Source organism: Arthrobacter yangruifuii, from assembly GCF_009192775.1.
Taxonomy (GTDB): domain Bacteria; phylum Actinomycetota; class Actinomycetes; order Actinomycetales; family Micrococcaceae; genus Arthrobacter_B; species Arthrobacter_B yangruifuii.
On sequence record NZ_VTFX01000001.1, the window covers coordinates 27,676 to 45,010 of the forward strand.

Annotated in this window: 20 protein-coding genes; 10 read left to right on the forward strand and 10 right to left on the reverse strand. The window is 65.0% G+C overall.

Features of this window, described 5'->3' with window-relative positions; all coding sequences use genetic code 11:
• Window positions 1-185: 185 nt before the first annotated feature.
• The 4 genes from GD627_RS00160 to GD627_RS00175 all read left to right on the forward strand — a co-directional run bounded on the left by GD627_RS00160 (window position 186) and on the right by GD627_RS00175 (window position 2,590).
• The gene (locus tag GD627_RS00160; RefSeq protein WP_152270877.1) at window positions 186-779 is read left to right on the forward strand and encodes a hypothetical protein; all 594 of its coding nucleotides are present in this window, start codon (window positions 186-188) and stop codon (window positions 777-779) included.
• Between the two features lie 260 nt (window positions 780-1,039).
• Window positions 1,040-1,507, forward strand: a complete 468-nt coding sequence (locus GD627_RS16710; RefSeq protein ID WP_246165211.1) for an excalibur calcium-binding domain-containing protein — start codon at window positions 1,040-1,042, stop codon at window positions 1,505-1,507.
• 24 nt (window positions 1,508-1,531) lie between these two features.
• Window positions 1,532-2,242: a class F sortase gene (locus GD627_RS00170; RefSeq protein WP_152270878.1), complete on the forward strand. Its 711-nt coding sequence runs from the start codon at window positions 1,532-1,534 to the stop codon at window positions 2,240-2,242.
• Window positions 2,243-2,317: 75 nt separating this feature from the next.
• Window positions 2,318-2,590 (forward strand): hypothetical protein, encoded by a 273-nt coding sequence (locus GD627_RS00175; protein ID WP_152270879.1) that lies wholly within the window; start codon window positions 2,318-2,320, stop codon window positions 2,588-2,590.
• Window positions 2,591-2,718: 128 nt separating this feature from the next.
• On the opposite strand, the gene GD627_RS00180 is transcribed toward GD627_RS00175, so the two are convergent.
• The 4 genes from GD627_RS00180 to GD627_RS00195 form a co-directional block, all read right to left on the reverse strand.
• On the reverse strand, window positions 2,719-3,342 hold the full coding sequence (locus GD627_RS00180) for a GyrI-like domain-containing protein (protein WP_152270880.1): 624 nt from the start codon (window positions 3,340-3,342) through the stop codon (window positions 2,719-2,721).
• Between the two features lie 145 nt (window positions 3,343-3,487).
• Window positions 3,488-3,910 carry a DUF3151 domain-containing protein gene (locus GD627_RS00185; RefSeq protein ID WP_146359337.1) on the reverse strand — a complete coding sequence of 141 codons (423 nt, stop codon included), beginning with the start codon at window positions 3,908-3,910 and terminating at the stop codon, window positions 3,488-3,490.
• Window positions 3,910-4,929 carry a class II fructose-bisphosphate aldolase gene (gene fbaA, locus GD627_RS00190; RefSeq protein ID WP_152270881.1) on the reverse strand — a complete coding sequence of 340 codons (1,020 nt, stop codon included), beginning with the start codon at window positions 4,927-4,929 and terminating at the stop codon, window positions 3,910-3,912. The genes GD627_RS00185 and fbaA overlap by 1 nt, the downstream gene beginning before the upstream one ends.
• A 123-nt stretch (window positions 4,930-5,052) precedes the next feature.
• The gene (locus GD627_RS00195) at window positions 5,053-5,721 is read right to left on the reverse strand and encodes a TrmH family RNA methyltransferase (protein WP_246165332.1); all 669 of its coding nucleotides are present in this window, start codon (window positions 5,719-5,721) and stop codon (window positions 5,053-5,055) included.
• Between the two features lie 146 nt (window positions 5,722-5,867).
• Between GD627_RS00195 and GD627_RS00200 the strand changes: the two genes are divergently transcribed.
• Complete coding sequence (locus tag GD627_RS00200) at window positions 5,868-6,620, forward strand: HAD-IIA family hydrolase (RefSeq protein ID WP_146361592.1); 753 nt, start codon at window positions 5,868-5,870, stop codon at window positions 6,618-6,620.
• 20 nt (window positions 6,621-6,640) lie between these two features.
• On the opposite strand, the gene GD627_RS00205 is transcribed toward GD627_RS00200, so the two are convergent.
• The 5 genes from GD627_RS00205 to GD627_RS00225 all read right to left on the reverse strand — a co-directional run bounded on the left by GD627_RS00205 (window position 6,641) and on the right by GD627_RS00225 (window position 11,360).
• Complete coding sequence (locus GD627_RS00205) at window positions 6,641-7,699, reverse strand: alpha/beta fold hydrolase (protein ID WP_152270883.1); 1,059 nt, start codon at window positions 7,697-7,699, stop codon at window positions 6,641-6,643.
• Window positions 7,680-8,249 (reverse strand): orotate phosphoribosyltransferase, encoded by a 570-nt coding sequence (gene pyrE / locus GD627_RS00210; RefSeq protein ID WP_152270884.1) that lies wholly within the window; start codon window positions 8,247-8,249, stop codon window positions 7,680-7,682. The genes GD627_RS00205 and pyrE overlap by 20 nt, the downstream gene beginning before the upstream one ends.
• Window positions 8,250-8,378: 129 nt before the next feature.
• A complete protein-coding gene (locus GD627_RS00215; RefSeq protein ID WP_146359350.1) occupies window positions 8,379-8,657 on the reverse strand; it encodes an HPr family phosphocarrier protein in 279 nt (92 codons plus the stop codon).
• A gap of 46 nt (window positions 8,658-8,703) precedes the next feature.
• The gene (locus GD627_RS00220; protein WP_281349968.1) at window positions 8,704-10,392 is read right to left on the reverse strand and encodes a phosphoenolpyruvate--protein phosphotransferase; all 1,689 of its coding nucleotides are present in this window, start codon (window positions 10,390-10,392) and stop codon (window positions 8,704-8,706) included.
• A 116-nt stretch (window positions 10,393-10,508) separates the two neighbouring features.
• The gene (locus tag GD627_RS00225) at window positions 10,509-11,360 is read right to left on the reverse strand and encodes a class II fructose-bisphosphate aldolase (protein ID WP_152270886.1); all 852 of its coding nucleotides are present in this window, start codon (window positions 11,358-11,360) and stop codon (window positions 10,509-10,511) included.
• Between the two features lie 251 nt (window positions 11,361-11,611).
• On the opposite strand from GD627_RS00225, the gene GD627_RS00230 reads away from it, so the two are divergent.
• The 3 genes from GD627_RS00230 to GD627_RS00240 are packed head-to-tail and all read left to right on the forward strand — an operon-like array spanning window position 11,612 to window position 14,576.
• The gene (locus tag GD627_RS00230) at window positions 11,612-12,637 is read left to right on the forward strand and encodes a 1-phosphofructokinase family hexose kinase (protein ID WP_194265911.1); all 1,026 of its coding nucleotides are present in this window, start codon (window positions 11,612-11,614) and stop codon (window positions 12,635-12,637) included.
• 8 nt (window positions 12,638-12,645) lie between these two features.
• Window positions 12,646-14,118 carry a PTS fructose transporter subunit IIC gene (locus GD627_RS00235; RefSeq protein WP_152270888.1) on the forward strand — a complete coding sequence of 491 codons (1,473 nt, stop codon included), beginning with the start codon at window positions 12,646-12,648 and terminating at the stop codon, window positions 14,116-14,118.
• Window positions 14,115-14,576, forward strand: coding sequence for a PTS sugar transporter subunit IIA (locus GD627_RS00240; RefSeq protein ID WP_152270889.1), 462 nt, complete (start codon window positions 14,115-14,117; stop codon window positions 14,574-14,576). Before GD627_RS00235 ends, GD627_RS00240 begins: the two co-directional genes overlap by 4 nt.
• Before the next feature lie 82 nt (window positions 14,577-14,658).
• On the opposite strand, the gene GD627_RS00245 is transcribed toward GD627_RS00240, so the two are convergent.
• Complete coding sequence (locus GD627_RS00245; protein ID WP_152270890.1) at window positions 14,659-15,456, reverse strand: DeoR/GlpR family DNA-binding transcription regulator; 798 nt, start codon at window positions 15,454-15,456, stop codon at window positions 14,659-14,661.
• Window positions 15,457-15,599: 143 nt separating this feature from the next.
• Here GD627_RS00245 and nadE point away from each other — a divergent pair, with 143 nt between their 5' ends.
• On the forward strand, window positions 15,600-16,421 hold the full coding sequence (nadE, locus tag GD627_RS00250) for an ammonia-dependent NAD(+) synthetase (protein ID WP_152270891.1): 822 nt from the start codon (window positions 15,600-15,602) through the stop codon (window positions 16,419-16,421).
• 109 nt (window positions 16,422-16,530) lie between these two features.
• Window positions 16,531-17,334: an exodeoxyribonuclease III gene (locus tag GD627_RS00255; RefSeq protein WP_152270892.1), complete on the forward strand. Its 804-nt coding sequence runs from the start codon at window positions 16,531-16,533 to the stop codon at window positions 17,332-17,334.
• Window position 17,335: the final 1 nt, after the last annotated feature.

Genomic DNA, 17,335 nt, shown 5'->3' on the forward strand with positions numbered 1-17,335 from the left:
GCGAGGTTGCAGATCCGCCGCCGTGCATGAGAACGCCCCTGAACTCGCCGGCCAGCCGTCACGGCGGACCTTGGTGCAAGTTGCGGGGCTCTTACCTGCCAAGTTTAGCCGATCATGCCGTTGCTCACTTGGGAATGCGCCGGACGGAGGGAGTATCTGCGGTGCCGCGCAGGTAGCGTGGGCGCATGGACCGATTCCGCGGCTATATTGCAGGCCTGGGCACCTCCTCCGGCACGCGGCTGGTGGTTGGGCACTGGCTCCAGTCTCCGCTGGGCGCCTTCACGGATGTCATGGTGGAGGACGACGCCGGCGTGCGGACACTGCTGGCCCCCTCCGACGCGGTGGCACGGTATGTCGGCGGAACCTACCGGTTCGACCGGACGGTGGTGTCCCCGGTGGACGCGGCCCTGTCCCCGGAGTTCCTGCGGGTGGCTGCCGGTCCGCTGCGGCTGGAGGCCAGGCTGGGGCCGGTAACGCTCCTGGGCCGGCTGCTGGAGCATGTGCCGGGTCCGCTCGCCGTCGCTCCGTGGTGGCTGCGGCTGGTTAATCCGTTGGCCGGGCTGCTGGTTCCGGGCGTCCGGACCGCGGGATCGGCCGGCGGCGGTCGGCGGGAGTTCTACGGCGTCCGGTCTCTCCGGACGCTGGCAGGTGTGACAGCCAGGTGGGACGGCAGTGACCTGGGCGGGCTGCGTCCGGTCCAACCTCCGGTGAAGTTTGGTTTCAGCTCCGTTCCGGCCGCCCCGCAGATTGTTGCCGTCACCACCACGATCCTGCCCTGAGCGAGTACGGGCATTCGCGTTCGGTGCCGGCAACCGACAGATTGGGGGCACCGCGGGCACAGTTCCACCAATTACGCTGGTTTTGCGGGTCAATGCTGTTGTAAAAGGGCAACCTTTGCTTCTGCGAACTAATTCGATGGCGCCAGACCCAATTTCGTACTTAGGGGGCGCGCACCGATTACCTGGATCCCTACGCTTTCAGAGTCATCCAACACCCGGGTGCTGGGGGTGCCCTTCTTTACTCAGGAAGCAGGAATCACATGAAGAAGACAACAGCAGGCCTCACTCTGACTGCCGTCACCGGATTCGGACTCCTCACGGTAAGTCCGGCCTTCGCCGCGGAACCGGCCGGGCCATCCGTGTCCATCCCCGCGTACGCCACCTGCGCAGAAGCGAGGGCCGCCGGCAGGACGAACATTCCCTTCGGTGACCCGGAGTTCACCCCCGGCCTAGACGGAGACGGTGACGGTATCGGATGCGATGACCCCTCCAGGCCCATGCCGCAACCGCAGGGACACATGGACAGTAACGGGACGTGGACGCCCACCCAAGTGGACCAGATGCCCGCACAGGTGGGCCGGATGCCGAACGGCGGGGCCAACACGGGCATCGCCCAGGAGCCGGAGGGCTCCAACGCCGGAGCCCTGGCACTGGGTGGCGGCCTGGTCCTGGTTGCCGCAGCCGGAGGCACGTTCGTCATACGCCGTCGTCTTGCCGGCCAGGAATAGGCAGAACCTGCTGGGCGCATTGATATGAGGAACACTGACAGCGGCCGCCGCAGACGCCTCGCCGCGGCTGCGGCGGCCGCACTTCTCCTCCTTGCCGGCGGCAGCAGCATGGGGCCTGCGGGGATGCGGGACACCGCATCAGCAACAGCACTCACCCCGGCCCCGGGTTCTCCCGCTCCGGACACCCCGGAACCAACCGTTTCGGATGCTGCCGCGCCCGCACCGTCGCCGACGACGGCGGAACCCCCTTCCGCCGCGGCCCTCCGCTCTCTGCCGGAATCCGTGCCTGAGACCTTGAGCATTCCCTCGATAGGAGCACGATCGACGCTGATCCGGCTGGGACTGGATGACGACGGTGCCCTGAGTGTCCCGCCCGGGGCGCCCGGTTCACCGGCAGGCTGGTATGAATATTCCCCCACGCCAGGCGAGACAGGTCCAGCCGTGCTGCTGGGACACGTCAACGCCGAAGACGGCGGCCCCGGGGTTTTCGCCGATCTGCGCAGGCTCTCCCGCGGCGACCGGATCGAAGTGAGCCGGGAGGACGGCAGCAGGGCTGTTTTCAGGGTGCTCAAAGGCGAGCAGTACTCCAAGGACAACTTCCCCACGCAGAAGGTGTACGGAAACACTGCCGGTGCGGAGCTGCGCCTGATCACCTGTGACGGCTACGACCCGAAGACCGGGCACTTTGACGACAATTACGTGGTCTATGCCGAACTCGCACCGGCCGGACCGTAACCCGGAAGTCCAAGGCCCACCCCTCGGTTTGCCTTTACCGCAATATGTACGGTCTTCTATCTGATCTGGTGCTGCATGTTGGTCTTCGACCTGGAAACGGACCGCAACATCATTAATCACGGCGTACGAGCCGAGGGAACCGTCGAAAGCGTGGATTTTCACCATGATAAAAAATCCATCTATGAAACGGTTATCCAGGTGCGGTACGCCCATCCGGACGGCACCCCGATGCGGTTCGAACAGAGCATCAAGGGAACCTATGAGCAGGGACCGAAAGCCAACAAACGCGACATCGTTACCGTTTACTTAGATCCCGCTACGCGTCCGGAACAAGCAATCGCGGAATAGCGGCGCGCACGGTACGGGGCTGGTCCGCTCGTCTTCGCCGTCCTGCTCCTGGTGACGGGGGTGTTCGAGTCACTCTACAGAGCGGCGTCGGTCCCCGAACCGTAGCCACCACAGAAGAATGCTGACGCCTAGGCCGCCACGGGACGGACCGGCTGGCGCAGCACGGTCCGGAGTTTTTCCGGCGCCACCCGGCGCGGGTCGCTCAGATAGACCTCGTGGTGGTCCCCGTTGAAGGTGAGGCGCCGCTCGGGCATCCAGGAGTCGTGCAGGCGGCGCAGGACGGGAGCCTCCGAGTCATAGGACCCGAGGTGCAGGATCTGGGCGGACAGCCCTTCACTCAGGGTCAGCAGCCGGACCTGATCCAGCCCGGGGACCTTCTTCTTCACGGAGACCGAGGACAGGGCCGAGTCCACCATTTCCGGCGTGATCCACTCCGGCTGGGCAATCAGCATGGTCCAATCCCAGGTGCTCTTTTCCCCGCGGGTGAAAACCCGGGGATCCTCGGCGCGCCAGAGTCCTTCCAAGGGACCGACCGTGAAATCCGCGTCCAGTTCGTCCTTGGAGGAAAACTTCAGAGTGTACGCCACCGGATACAGGCATTCGAGCGCCTGTGTGTATTCGGGCGAGGTGTTGGGATCCCCGTGCCCGTCCACGGCCAGGTAGTGCATGATCGGCACGTCCACCAGCGTAAAGTCGCTGCCGCGGGGCGCATAGAGCTCCGGGTAGGACCGTTTCAGATCGAACTTCTCCACAAGCCACCCACCTTCCGGCCGGCTTTCAGCGTAGGCGTCCGGTGGCGGCTACCGGGAGGCTTGCCTTCTCCGAACAGCCCCCGGACCGAAAAAGAAACGGCGGCCCCCGAACCGGGGACCGCCGTCGTTCTTCAAGCGCGGGAGCCTACAGGGCTTCGATGGCTGCCTTGGCCTGGGGATCGGAATCGTCGAGGAACTTCCGGATCCGGTCTACTTCCTCGGTCTCGCCAATGGCCGCCGCCGCGCGGCCGAGGGCATACAACGAGCGGAGGAAACCGCGGTTGGGTACATGCGACCACGGGATGGGGCCAATGCCGCGCCAGCCGGCGCGGCGCAGCGAGTCCAGTCCGCGGTGGTAGCCCACCCGGGCGTAGGCGTAGGACTCGACGTTCCTGCCCTCCTCGAACGCCTCGTCGGCGAGCGCGGCCCACACCTGCGAGGAGGTGGGGAACTGTGCAGCGAGGTCAACCGGTTCGTCGCCGGCCTCCAGGCGGGCGACGACGTCGGTTTCCTCCGGCAGGTAGGTTGCGTCCGGGCCGAGCAGGTTCTTGCGGAATTCATCGGACATTAGAGTGCCTTGCCTGCCGATCCGAGGTTCTGTGCAGCTTCCACTACGCGGGCTGCCATGCCCTTTTCGGCCGAGGCACCCCAGACGCGTGGATCGTACTGCTTCTTGTTGCCCACTTCGCCGTCCACCTTCAGCACGCCGTCGTAGTTGCGCAGCATGTGGTCCGCTACCGGACGCGTGTAGGCGTACTGGGTATCGGTGTCGATGTTCATCTTGATGACGCCGTAGGAGACGGCGTCGGCGATCTCCTGCGCGGAGGAACCCGAGCCGCCGTGGAAGACCAGATCAAACGGTCGTTCCTTGCCGATGGATCCACCCACCGCGTCCTGGATTTCCTTGAGGATCTCCGGGCGCAGCTTCACGCCGCCGGGCTTGTACACGCCGTGCACGTTGCCGAAGGTCAGGGCCGTGATGTAGCGGCCCTTGCTGCCGTCACCGAGGGCCTCGATGGTGGCCATGCCGTCCTGGACCGTGGTGTAAAGCTTGTCGTTGATGGCATTCTCCACGCCGTCCTCTTCACCGCCCACGGTGCCGATCTCCACCTCGAGGATGATCTTGGCGGCCGCGGTGCGGGCCAGCAGTTCCTGAGCGATGCGGAGGTTGTCTTCGAGGGTTTCGGCCGAGCCGTCCCACATGTGCGAGTTGAAGATGGGATCCTCGCCGCGCTTGACGGCTGCTTCGGAAGCGGCCAGGAGCGGCAGGACAAAGTCGTCGAGCTTGTCCTTGGGGCAGTGGTCGGTGTGCAGCGCGATGTTGACGTTGTAGCTTTTGGCTACTTCCTTGGCGTAGGCCGCGAACGCGAGGGAACCGGCGACCATGTTCTTCACCGTGGCGCCGGACCAGTAGGCCGCGCCGCCGGTGGAGACCTGCACGATGCCGTCCGACCCCGCTTCGGCAAAACCTGCCAGCGCGGCGTTAAGCGTCTGCGAGGAAGTGACGTTCACTGCCGGATACGCGAAGCCCCCTGCCTTGGCTCGGTCAATCATCTCGGCATAGATCTCCGGGGTTGCAATAGGCATGCTGACTCCAAGGTCGATTGCGGCAGGGCCGTAGCCCTCGTTGGCTCCTTACATCCTAGCCACAAGTGCCCTGACGGCATCAGGTACTCCGTCGGATTACGACGGCGGTGTCCGGCACCGCGCCTAGTTCACCTTCTGGCCGAACACGTGCCGGCGGATCCAGCCGTGCATGGCAATGGCGGCGGCGGATCCGGCGTTGATGGACCGGGTGGACCCAAACTGGGCAATCGACAGGGTGGCGTCGGCTGCAGCGTGGACTTCGGGGCTGAGGCCGGGGCCTTCCTGCCCGAACACCAGGACGCAGTTTTCCGGCAGCTCATAGGTCTCCAGCGGCACGGAGTCGGGGAAGTTGTCGATCCCGATGATGTGCAGGTTCTCGCTGCGCGCCCACTCGACGAAGTCCTCCACCGTCGGGTGGTTGCGGATGTGCTGGTAACGGTCGGTGACCATGGCGCCGCGGCGGTTCCACCGGCGTCGTCCGATGATGTGCACTTCCTTCGCCATGAAGGCATTGGCGGTGCGCACCACGGTGCCGATGTTGAAATCGTGCTGCCAGTTCTCGATCGCCACGTGGAACGGATGCCGCCGGGTGTCCAGGTCCGCCACGATCGCGTCATGCGTCCAGTACCGGTACTCATCCACCACGTTGCGGGTGTCGCCGTGGGCCAGCAGTTCCGGATCCCAGTGTTCGCCTTCGGGCAACGGCCCTTCCCAGGGGCCTACGCCGACCTGGTGCGTCGGGGCCGGGGCTTCATCGGGGGTGTCATCACGAAGTTCTGAGGGGCTGTCTATCACCCTTCCAGCCTAAGGTGAAAGACTGGCAGGGCCCGCCGCGGCGTCCCCGGTCGGGGCCGGTTGTGGGCGGGGCCACCTGGGAATGCTGCGAGAAATGGGAGAACGTGGGCGAAAACGAGAATATTGAATGCTGGCTGACGGACATGGACGGGGTTCTGGTCCACGAAAACCACCCTATTCCGGGCGCCGCGGAGCTCATTGACCGCTGGGTGTCCACGTCCAAGCGCTTCCTGGTGCTGACCAACAACTCCATCTACACCCCCCGCGATCTTGCGGCTCGACTGCATGCCTCGGGGCTGGAGGTGCCGGAGGAGAACCTGTGGACGTCCGCGCTGGCGACGGCAGAGTTCCTGAAGGACCAGGTAAAGAATTCCGGCGCTCCGGGACGCTGCTTTGTGGTGGGCGAGGCCGGGCTGACAACGGCGCTTCATGAGGCGGGAATGATCCTCACGGACACCGCTCCGGACTACGTAGTGCTGGGCGAGACCCGCACCTATTCCTTCGGCACCATCACCAAGGCCATCCGGCTCATCCTCGGCGGCGCACGTTTCATTGCCACCAATCCCGACGTCACGGGTCCCTCGCAGGAGGGTGTGATGCCCGCGACCGGTGCCATTGCCGCCCTGATCACCGCGGCCACCAATATGGAGCCGTACATTGTGGGCAAGCCGAACCCGATGATGTTCCGTTCCGCCATGCGCAAGATCGATGCCCACTCCGAGACCACTGCCATGATCGGTGACCGGATGGACACCGACATTGTGGCCGGCATCGAAGCAGGACTGCACACCGTGCTGGTGCTGAGCGGCATCACCCAGCGGGAGGACATCAACCGGTATCCCTTCCGGCCCACGCAGATCATGAACTCGGTGGCGGACCTGATCAACACCATCTGACCGCCGCGGTCCCCGGGAGGCTATTCCTCGGGCCGGAGCCGTCCGGCGTAGTCCGGCGGGTCGAAGAGCCTGAGAACCTCCAGCACCACGTCCTCGTACACTCCCGGGTTCCACTGCGGGCTGGCATGGGCCGGAAGGGCACCCTCCGTGACCAGGGAGCTGGTCAGCAGGGCGTCCCCGAACGCGTTTTCCCAGCCGGCCCTGGCCGTGGCGTAGTCCACCGTTTTATCCCCGGGGTTTCCAATGAACGCCAGCTTGGTCCGGCCCAGCGTTCCCGCGAAACGGGAAACCGCGAAGTGGTAGATATAGGACGCCTGGGACTGGATGAGCCGGCTGGAGGGGGCCAGGGGTGAAAGCTGCTCCAGGGTCTGTTCGGCGACGGTCCGCCAGGACCGTTCGTTCTTATGCAGCACGCGTTCACCCAGTTCGTAACCGCCGCGCAGCCCGGAGGTGATCCGGTAGCCGTTGTCGTACAGGAACACCGCGCCCTTGAACATGGCCTGGTCACGGACGGCACTGCGTCCGGACGGGCTGGAGTCCAGGACAATCAGGTCAACCGCGACGCCCCTCTCGGCCAGCCCGGCGGCCACCTGCACGGCGAGCATCCCGCCGAAGCTGTGCCCGTAGAAATAGATCCGCCTGAGCTGGTTGTCCCTGACGGCGGCATGTACCGCATCAAGTATCCGGGCAACGTTCAGGCCCAGGTTTGAATAGCCGATTCCGGCGAGCCGGCCGTGCGTGGCGAGTGCGGGGCGGAGGGAGCGCAGCAGCCAGCCGGTTTCCTCCCAGCTGGTTTTGTATCCGGGAAACAGGAACCACATGGCGTGCGGAAACCGGGAGTCGGCGTCGTCGTCGGGCACCTGGAGGATCTCCAGCTGCTCCCGGTAGTGCTGGATCCGGTCGGTGGCCGCCAGATCGGCGGCCAGGAGGATTCCGGCGAGCGAGCCGGCCAGGAAGGAGCGCCGGGAGACCCGGTGCAGGTCGAACACGGTCCGGAGGAGGTCCCCCGGATCGCTGGGTTCCGGCCCCGCCGGGCCGGTGCCGCGCCGGCTGCTGCGGCTAGTCGAGTCCGAGTTCATCCTTGCCGAACGCGAACAGGTAGGGTATCCCGGCTTCGGCCTCGATACGTTCCTTGGCTCCGGTGTCCCGGTCCACAATCACGGCCACCGCCACCACGTTGCCGCCGGCCCTGCGCACGCCCTCGACGGCGGTCAGCGCCGAGCCGCCGGTGGTGGATGTGTCTTCCAGGACCACCACGTTGCGTCCGGCGACGTCGGGGCCTTCCACCTGCCGGCCCATGCCGTAGGACTTCTGCGCCTTGCGGACCACAAAAGCGTCCACTGCGCGGCCGGCGCGGGTGGCTGCGTGCATCACGGCCGTGCCCACCGGATCCGCGCCCATGGTCAGTCCGCCCGCGTTGGTGAACTCGATGCCTTCACTGTCCAGCAGTTCCAGCATCACGTCGCCTACGAGCACCGAGGCTTCGTGCTGCAGCGTGACGCGGCGCAGGTCAATGTAGTAATCAGCCTCGGCGCCGGAGGAAAGCACCACCTTGCCGCGCACCACCGCCAACTCCATGATCAGTTCGAGCAGCCGGGCGCGGGACGGGGCAATCGCGGGCGATGTCATGGCTCAATCCTAGCGACGGGCAGGGGAGGACCGCGTTTTGCTGCCCATTGCTACGCCGGTCCGGTCCTCCTCCCGCCCCTCCCCTGGCGTGCCGGGCGGACTTGCCAGGGAAAGTGCCGGGCGGAATTGCTAGGCGGCGTCGTGGTCGGTCTCGATGACCTTTGCCAGCGTATCCAGGGCTTCTTCCGCGCCGACGCCTTCGGCGCGCAGCACGAGTACCTCGCCCTGGGCCGCTCCGAGAGCCATCAGGGACAGGATGCTGGCTGCATCCATCGCGTCTTCCTCCGGCTCGCCTTTTCTTCCGATGGTGACCTCAACGCCGGTGTTCTGCGCCGCCTCGGTGAAGATGGCAGCCGGGCGGGCGTGCAGGCCTGAGCGGCTGGCAACGGTGGCAATACGTTCGGACATTTTTCTCCTTGTTAAGTGATGACGTTGTTCAGTGGTGACGTTCGGCTTACAAACCTAGCTCAGCCAGGGTGGGAAGAGCGGCACGGACGGCCTCCCGGGCAGCCGCAGCGCTCGGCGCCGCCAATGCCGCCGCCGCCAGTTCCCGGGCCTGGCCCATGGTGACACTGCCGAGCACGGCGGCAACCGGCCCAAGTGCACGGGCACTCATGGACAGGGTGCTGATGCCCAGGCCAACCAGGACGACGGCGAGGGCAGGGTCCGCAGCAGCTTCGCCGCAGATCCCCACGCTCTTTGCCGTTCCGGCGGCCGTGCCTGCCGCCGCGGCACCGTCGACAGTGAGCTTGGCCAGCCGGAGTACGGCCGGCTGCCAGGGATCGTTCAGCGCGGCGAGTGGACCGAGTTGCCGGTCTGCTGCCATGGCGTACTGGGTGAGGTCATTGGTGCCGATCGAGGCAAAGTCCACTTCCCGCAGGACCGTGGACGCCATCAGGGCGGCGGAGGGCACCTCCACCATGATGCCCGGTGTGGCCAATCCGGCTGCGGCGCAGAGGGAAGCGAACAGGGCCGCTTCTTCCGCCGTCGAAACCATGGGCGCCATGACCCACACTTCAGCACTGTGCAGCGCCGCAGCAGAGGCGATCGCCTGCAGCTGGCGCTCCAGAACCCCCGGGGAACCGATATGGGTGCGGTATCCGCGAACCCCCAGGGCAGGGTTGGGTTCATCCAGGTTTGTCAGGAACGGCAGTGGTTTGTCCGCTCCCGCGTCCAGGGTGCGCACCACCACTTTCTTTCCGGGGAATGCCTCGAACACCCCGCCGTATGCCTCCACCTGCTCGGCAACAGTGGGCTCGGCATCCCGGTTCAGGAAACAGAACTCGGTGCGGAGCAGGCCCACGCCTTCCGCTCCTGACGCAGCGGCCTGAACCGCGTCCGCGGCGGTACCCACATTGGCCAGCAACGGGACGTGGACGCCGTCTGCCATGGTGTTGCGGCCGCTGAATGCCGCCAGGGTGGTGGCTGACAGTGCCCACGCCTCGGCAGCACGCCGCTGGTCCTCCCCCGGCTCGGCCACAACGGTGCCCGCGGCGCCGTCGACGTAGATCTCCTGGCCTTCCGGGATCCGGTGGACCCCGGGAGCAGCGACTACGGCCGGAAGTCCGAGCGCGCGGGCCAGTATCGCGGTATGGGACTGGGGACCGCCGCTTGAGGTGACAAGAGCAATGACCTTTTGGGGATCCAGCATTGCGGTGTCCGCCGGTGCCAGGTCTACAGCAATGAGGATGAAGGGAAGCTCGGAATAGGGAATGCCCGGGGCGGGCTCACCGCGGAGTTCGCAGACAATGCGTGCACGCACGTCCAGGATGTCCGCGACGCGTTCAGCCATGTACCCGCCCAGGCTCCTCAGTGTTTCCGCTACGCCGGCACCGGCCTCCCAGATGGCACGCTCGGCGCTGCGCGCACCGCCTTCAGTACCTGCGGAAAGCAGCTTGACGGCGGATTTCAGCAGCATGGGGTCAGTTGCCATGAGGGCGGTTGCGGAAAGGATTTCCTTCGCTTCGCCGCTTGCCGTCGCGGCGCGGGCACCGAGCTGGGCCTGCACCGCCTGCGCTGCCTCCTTGATGCGCCGGGTCGAGGATTCCAGCGTTTCACCGGCCGGAATCCCGCCGCCGGCCGGCGGCTCCTGTACCGCCCCGGGCATCTGCCGGACGGTCCCCAGGACCCGTCCCGGGACCACTCCTACCCCGGTGTAGAGGGAACCCGCCGGGGTGGCTGCCGCACCCGGGCCTGGAAAAGTGGAACTGGTTTCAAGCACTGCGTGTCCTTTTTCGAGTTGCCGCATACCGCGGCTGTCTACAGAGAGATGGATGCCGCGTCGGCGAGGATTTTCAGGCTGTGTTCCACGGTGCCGGCAATGGCGTCCCTGGAAGGCATGAGGTATTTGCGGGGATCGACCACCGACGGATTGCTGTCCAGGAACCGGCGCGTGGCTGAGGTGTAGGCAATGTTCAACGCGGTGCCGATATTGATTTTGACCATGCCGGCCCGGGCTGCCAGTGTCAGCTCCCCGTCCGGCACTCCTGAGGAACCGTGGAGAACCAGGGGGACGGGAAGCATGGAGCTCAGCGTCCGGATCAGCTCATGGTCCAGAGCCGCTGATTTGGAGGTCATGGCATGGCTGGACCCGACCGCCACCGCCAAGGCCGCCACCCCCGTGGCCTCGACGAATTCCAGTGCTTCACCGGGGTCCGTCCGGACACCGGGGGCATGGGCGCCGTCTTTTCCGCCCACCCTGCCCAGCTCGGCTTCAATCCAGATTCCGTGCTTCCGCCCCCATTCGACGGCTTCACGGGTGTTGTGGACGTTCTCCGCGTAGCCGAACTCGGAGCCGTCATACATCACGGAACTTACGTCCAGCTCCGGAGCCATATGCAGAAGGGAAACGTCCGTGATGTGGTCCAGGTGCAGCGAAATGTCTGAACTGGAATTCCGGGCCACAGCGGCACTCGCTGCCGCGAGGGCATGGGGAAACCCGTGGAACCGGACCGCATTTTCACTGAGCTGCAGAATGACCGGCAGGCCGGCGCGTTCCGCTCCCAGAGCAATGCCTTCGGCGTGCTCAAGCGTAATGACGTTGAACGCGGCGACGGCACGGCCGGCGGCACGCGCCTGCTCTACGAGGTCTCCGGTGGGGACAAGCGGCATTGCAGGCCTCCTAGGCAAACGGTGATCCGGCTCACCTAAGATGTTGACACAAATCCAAGAAAGCGCAAGTATGTCCATGCAATGCCAACGTGATTACGCAGGACCTCGACCTTCCCGGCTTACGGCCGGTCCGGGTTGGCGTGCTGTTCATTTCCGCCGATCCGGACCGATAAATCCCCCGGTCAAGACCCCCACCCGCAGCGGACGCTGCCGGGCGCCGGGGATTCGCCCAAGTTGAAAGTGGAGCCAGCGTGATAGTAACGGTTACCCCGAGTCCCTCCATCGACTGGACCGTCAACGTGAATTCCTTTGAATTCGCCGCGGTCAACATCGTGGCGTCCAAAAGCCGGGAGGCCAGCGGCAAGGGAATCAATGTCTCCGTGGCCCTTCACCGCAACGGAGTGGACACCGTGGCCGTGTTTCCGGCAGGACAGGAAACCGGCCGGTTCTTGGTGACCGAACTCCAGGCGCAGGACGTCCGGATAGCGAGTGTGGAATCCGGGCACGATGTCCGCACCAACATCACCCTGCTGGTTCCCGGCCATTCCGGAACCAAGATCAACGAGACCGGCACCGCGCTCCCCGGGCACATTCTCGATCAGATTCTGTCCACCTGCCGGGCCACCCTGGAACAGGGGCTCGAAGCGGGCCGGCCCGTCATGATGGCCATCTGCGGCAGCCTTCCGCCGGGAACCCCCGAGCACTTTCACCGGAACCTGATCCGGCTGGGCCGGGACCTGGGTGTGCCGACGGTAGTTGACGCATCCGGTGAGGTTCTGAGCGCGGCCATCAGCGAGCAGCCCGACCTGATCAAGCCCAATGTGCATGAACTCGCGCATGAGGCGGGACGGAACATTGAGACCCTGGGCGACGTCATGGCCGCGGCGCAGGACCTGCGCGGCCGTGGCGTGGGTTCCGTCCTGGCAAGCCTGGGCGCGGACGGCATGATGCTGGTTGACGGCGCCGGAGCTCTCCACGGGCAGGCTGACGGAGTGAACGTGGTCAACACCGTGGGAGCAGGGGATGCGGCACTGGCCGGGTTCCTGGCCGGGCTGGCAGCCGAAGGCGGGCGCACAGCCTGCCTGCGCAGTGCACTGCTCTATGCCTCCTCCGCCGTCGGACACGAAACGACATTGTTCGAAGTTGATCCGTCCATTGCTGGAAGAATCTCCGTCGACGCAGATTTCGACACCGCTCTCCGGCTCACGGAACCCTCCGTGGGACCGGCCCCCTCAGCTACCCAGTCGACCAACCGCACCGTCGCGGCCAACATTTAAGGAAAGACATGGCACCTATCCATATCGTCGCCGCCACCGGTTGCCCCACTGGTATCGCGCATACATTCATGGCCCAGGAAGCGCTCCAGCAGGCCGCCGAACGCCTCGGCGTCAGCATCAAGGTGGAAACCCACGGCCAGGTCGGCATTGAGAATGCCCTGACCGCGGAAGAGATCGCTGCTGCTGACGGCGTCATCATTGCAGCGGACAAAGACGTCAATGCAGCCCGTTTCGACGGAAAGCGCGTCGTGGACGTCGGTGTGAAGGCCGGCATCAGCAGGCCCGAGGCGCTGATTCAGGAAATCATCAACGGAACAGCACCTGTCCGTGGAAAACGCCCCGCGGCCCCGGTTGCTGCCGAGGACACCGAGGACCACGGACTCTTCGGCGACACCACCGTGCAGAGCGGAGGCGGATTCCAGGCCCGTGACCTCTACAAGCACCTGATGAACGGTGTTTCCTACATGCTGCCGTTCGTTGTCGGCGGCGGCGTCCTGGTGGCCCTGTCCTTCCTCTGGGGAATCTACTCGGCGGATCCCGAGCACCCGGAGCAGTACAACGAATTTGCCGCGATGCTCAAGACCATCGGCGGAACCGCCATGGGCCTGATGGTGCCGGTTCTTTCCGCCTTCATTGCCGATTCCATCGGGAAGCGTCCAGCCCTGGTCGTCGGCCTGATTACCGGCCTGATTGCATCCAACGGCGGCACCGGTTTCCTGGGCGGCATCATCACCGGTTTCCTCTCAGGCTACGGCATGCTGCTGCTGGCCAAACTGCTGGATAGGCTCCCCCGCGCCCTGGCCGGCCTGAAGGCAATCTTCATCTTCCCGGTCCTGGGTACGTTCATCTTCGGGTCCATCACCTACCTGATCGCATCGCCGATGAAGGGAATCAATACTTCCCTGCAGGACTTCCTGTCCGGTTTCCAGGATTCGAACCCGATCCTCCTGGGCCTGATCATCGGAGCCATGTGTGCCTTCGATATGGGCGGCCCGGTCAACAAGGCTGCGTACGTCACCGGCGTGGCGCTTCTCGGAGACGGCAACTTCTTCTTCATGGCTGCTGTTTCCGCTGCCTGCATCACCCCGCCCCTGGTCACCGGCTTCGCTGCTCTGTTCTTCCGCAAGGGCTTTGATGCCAAAACCCGGGATGCCGCCTATGTGAACTTCGCGCTGGGAGCAACCCACATCACCGAAGGCGCCATTCCCTTCGCCGCCCGCAACCCCCTGCTTGTCATTCCCATCCTGATGGTTTCCTCCGCCGTCTCCGCCATCCTGACCTTCCTGTTCCAGGTCCAGGTACCGGCTCCGCACGGCGGGTTCCTGGTCCTTCCGGTGGTCACCAACGGGCTGCAGTGGGTCGCGGCCATCCTGGCCGGATCAATCCTCGGCGGGCTCATCTACGGTTACGCCATGCAGCGCCGTATTAACACTCAGCAGCCGCAGCCATCTGTCGAAAACGAAAAGGAAGTTCTTGTATGAGCAGCATCCTCGCTCCCGAAAACGTCACGCTCAACGCATCTGCCTCCACCCAGGCGGAGGTCTTCAGCCTCATAGCCGCAAAGGCCGTGGAGCTCGGAATCGCCGCTGACGCCGCCACGGTGGTTGCGGGACTGGAAAGCCGTGAGAAACAGGGCACCACCGGGCTGATGGACGGCATTGCCATCCCCCACGCCAAGTCGCCCGGCATCACTAGCCCTGCGTTGGTCATTGTGCGTCTGCGCGAGAGTGTGGAATGGGAAAGCCTGGACGAACAGCCCATCATCATGGCGATCTCACTGCTCATTCCGGAAGGCGAAGCCGGGACAACCCACCTGTCGCTCCTGTCGCAGGTTGCCCGCACGCTCATGAAACCGGGGGTTCGGGCCGAGCTTCTGGCCGCTGAATCCCCGGACGCGGTCATCGGCCTGCTCAGCCAGCACGTGATGTCCGGCAGCTAGGCCTCCGGAACAGGTTTTCCAGCAGGCGTCAGGGAAGAGGCGCTCCGCCAGCACGGCGGAGCGCCTCTTCCGCGTCCGGGTGCTAGACGCACTCCACGTGCACGCCGGCGGCCCGGAGGGCCCTGAGGTCCTTGTTCGCGATGCCCGTATCCGTAATGAGCACGTCGACGTTGGACAGCTTTGCGTGCTGAACGGTGCTCACCACATTGATTTTGCTGTGGTCGCAGAGGAACACCCGGCGTCGTGCGCTGGTGAGCATGGCCCGCTTGATCTGCGCCTCCGCCGCGTCCGGCGTCGTCAGGCCGCGCTCGATACTGATGCCGTTGGTACCCAAAAAGGCAACGTCCGCGTTCATCTCGGCCAGCGAGCGCAGCGCCCATTCGTCAACTTCGGCCAGCGTGCGGCTGCGCAGCCGTCCGCCAAGGGTAAACACCGTCAGCAGCGGACGGTTCACCAGTGCCAGGGCAATCGGCAGCGCATTGGTGAACACCGTCAGTTCACGGTCACCGGGAAAGGTGTCGGCAAGTTTTTCGGTGGTCGACCCCGCTTCGATCAGCACCGCACCCTGATGGGGAAGGTATTCCAGGGCAGCCCGGGCAATCCTGGCCTTTTCGCTCGCATATTCGGTGCGGGCTGACACCGCCGGCTCAAAGGACAGCGAATCGGCGGGAATGGCACCGCCGTGCACCCGTTTGAGCTGCCCGTGACGCTCGAGATGGATCAGGTCCTTGCGGATACTTTCTCCGCTGACGCCAAACGCGGCGGCGAGTTCCGCGGTATCCACCCGTTGTTCGGCGCGCAGCTTGAGCAGGATCTGCTGGTGCCGCTGGACGGCGTAGGCTGTGCGTGCCACCGCATCTTCATCGGAGGCCGTGGCCATGTTTCCTACTCCTTTAAACCGAACCTGCTGCTGGCGGCACGGCAATCCGCGGCTCCGGCTTCGGCAGCGGTTCCGGGATTACCTGCCCTCCGTCTTGTATAGCATGCCGGGCACAGCGCAACGGCGGATATAGGCTGAGGTCCATGCGGAAACTACAAGCGGAAATCATTGCCGAACTGGGTGTTCAGCCCACTATTGACGCGGCCGCGGAAATCCGCCGCCGGGTGGACTTCCTCAAGGACTATCTGCACGCCTCACACTCCCAGGGCTATGTGCTGGGGATCAGCGGCGGCGTGGACTCCTCGCTCGCCGGCAAACTGGCCCAGCTCGCCGTGGACGAGCTGAAGGCCGAAGGCACCGAGGCAACCTTCATTGCGCTGCGCCTGCCTTATAAGGTCCAGCATGACGAAGAGGACGCCCGGGCGGCCCTGGAATTCATTTCTCCGTCCGAGTCCCTGGTCTATAACGTGGGACCGGCCGTGGACGGATTCGAAGATGAATACGTAAAGATGACCGGCGAGAAGATCACCGATTTCAATAAGGGCAACATCAAGGCCCGCGTGCGCATGACCGCACAGTACGCGGTGGCCGGCCAGCACAACCTGCTGGTGATCGGCACCGACCACGCCGCGGAATCCGTCACGGGATTCTTCACGAAGTTCGGCGACGGCGGCGCGGATCTCCTGCCCCTTTCCGGCCTGGACAAACGCCAGAACCGGGCACTGCTGGCCGAACTGGGCGCTCCGGAAACGCTCATCTCCAAGGCCCCCACCGCGGACCTCCTGGATGACAAACCCGGCCAGACCGATGAAACCGAGCTGGGCCTGAGCTATGACACCATTGACGGCTACCTGGAAGGCGAGGACATTCCCGCCGAAGACGCCGAAAAGGTCGAGGCACGCTTCCTCATGACCCGGCACAAGCGCACCGTACCGGTCACCCTGTCCGATTCCTGGTGGAAATAGGCCCGGCCCGTCATCCCTTCCCCGCTGCGGGCGGTCCGTCCCGGCCGTCCGCAGCGCCGCGCTGCCGGTGCGCAGTGTGGAGCCGGACCGGATTCGGTAACGTAGCAGTGTGAAGATAGCTACCTGGAACGTGAACTCCATCCGCGCCCGCGCCGACCGCATCGAGGCCTGGCTGCAGCGCTCCGACGTCGACGTCCTGGCAATTCAGGAAACCAAGGCGAAGGACGAGAATTTCCCCTGGGAACTGTTTGAAAAGAACGGCTACGAGGTGGCGCACTTCGGGCTGAGCCAGTGGAACGGCGTGGCCATTGCCTCCCGCGTGGGGCTCGACGACGTCGAACGCACCTTCCCGGACCAGCCGAAGTTCGGCAAGACCGAAGAGACCACGGTGGCCGAGGCCCGCGCCATCGGTGCCACCTGCGGCGGTGTGCGGGTGTGGAGCCTGTACGTCCCCAACGGCCGTGCCGTGGATGATCCCCACATGCCGTACAAACTGGAATGGCTGAAGACCCTCAAGAACCACGCCGCGCAGTGGATCACCGAGAACCCGTCCCTGGACCTGGCCCTGATGGGTGACTGGAACATCGCTCCCCAGGATGACGATGTGTGGGACATTGACTGGTTCCGGGCCCAGAACGCCACGCACATCACGGACCCCGAACGCCAGGCATTCGCCGAATTCCTCGACGCCGGGTTTGTCGACGTCGTCCGCCCGTTCACTCCCGGCCCCGGCGTCTACACCTACTGGGACTACACGCAGCTGCGGTTCCCGAAACGCCAGGGCATGCGCATCGACTTCGTGCTGGGCTCCCCGTCCCTGGCCAAGCGGGTTACCGGCGCCGTGATCGACCGTGAAGAGCGCAAGGGCAAGGGCGCCTCGGACCATGCCCCAGTGATTGTGGAACTGGACTAGC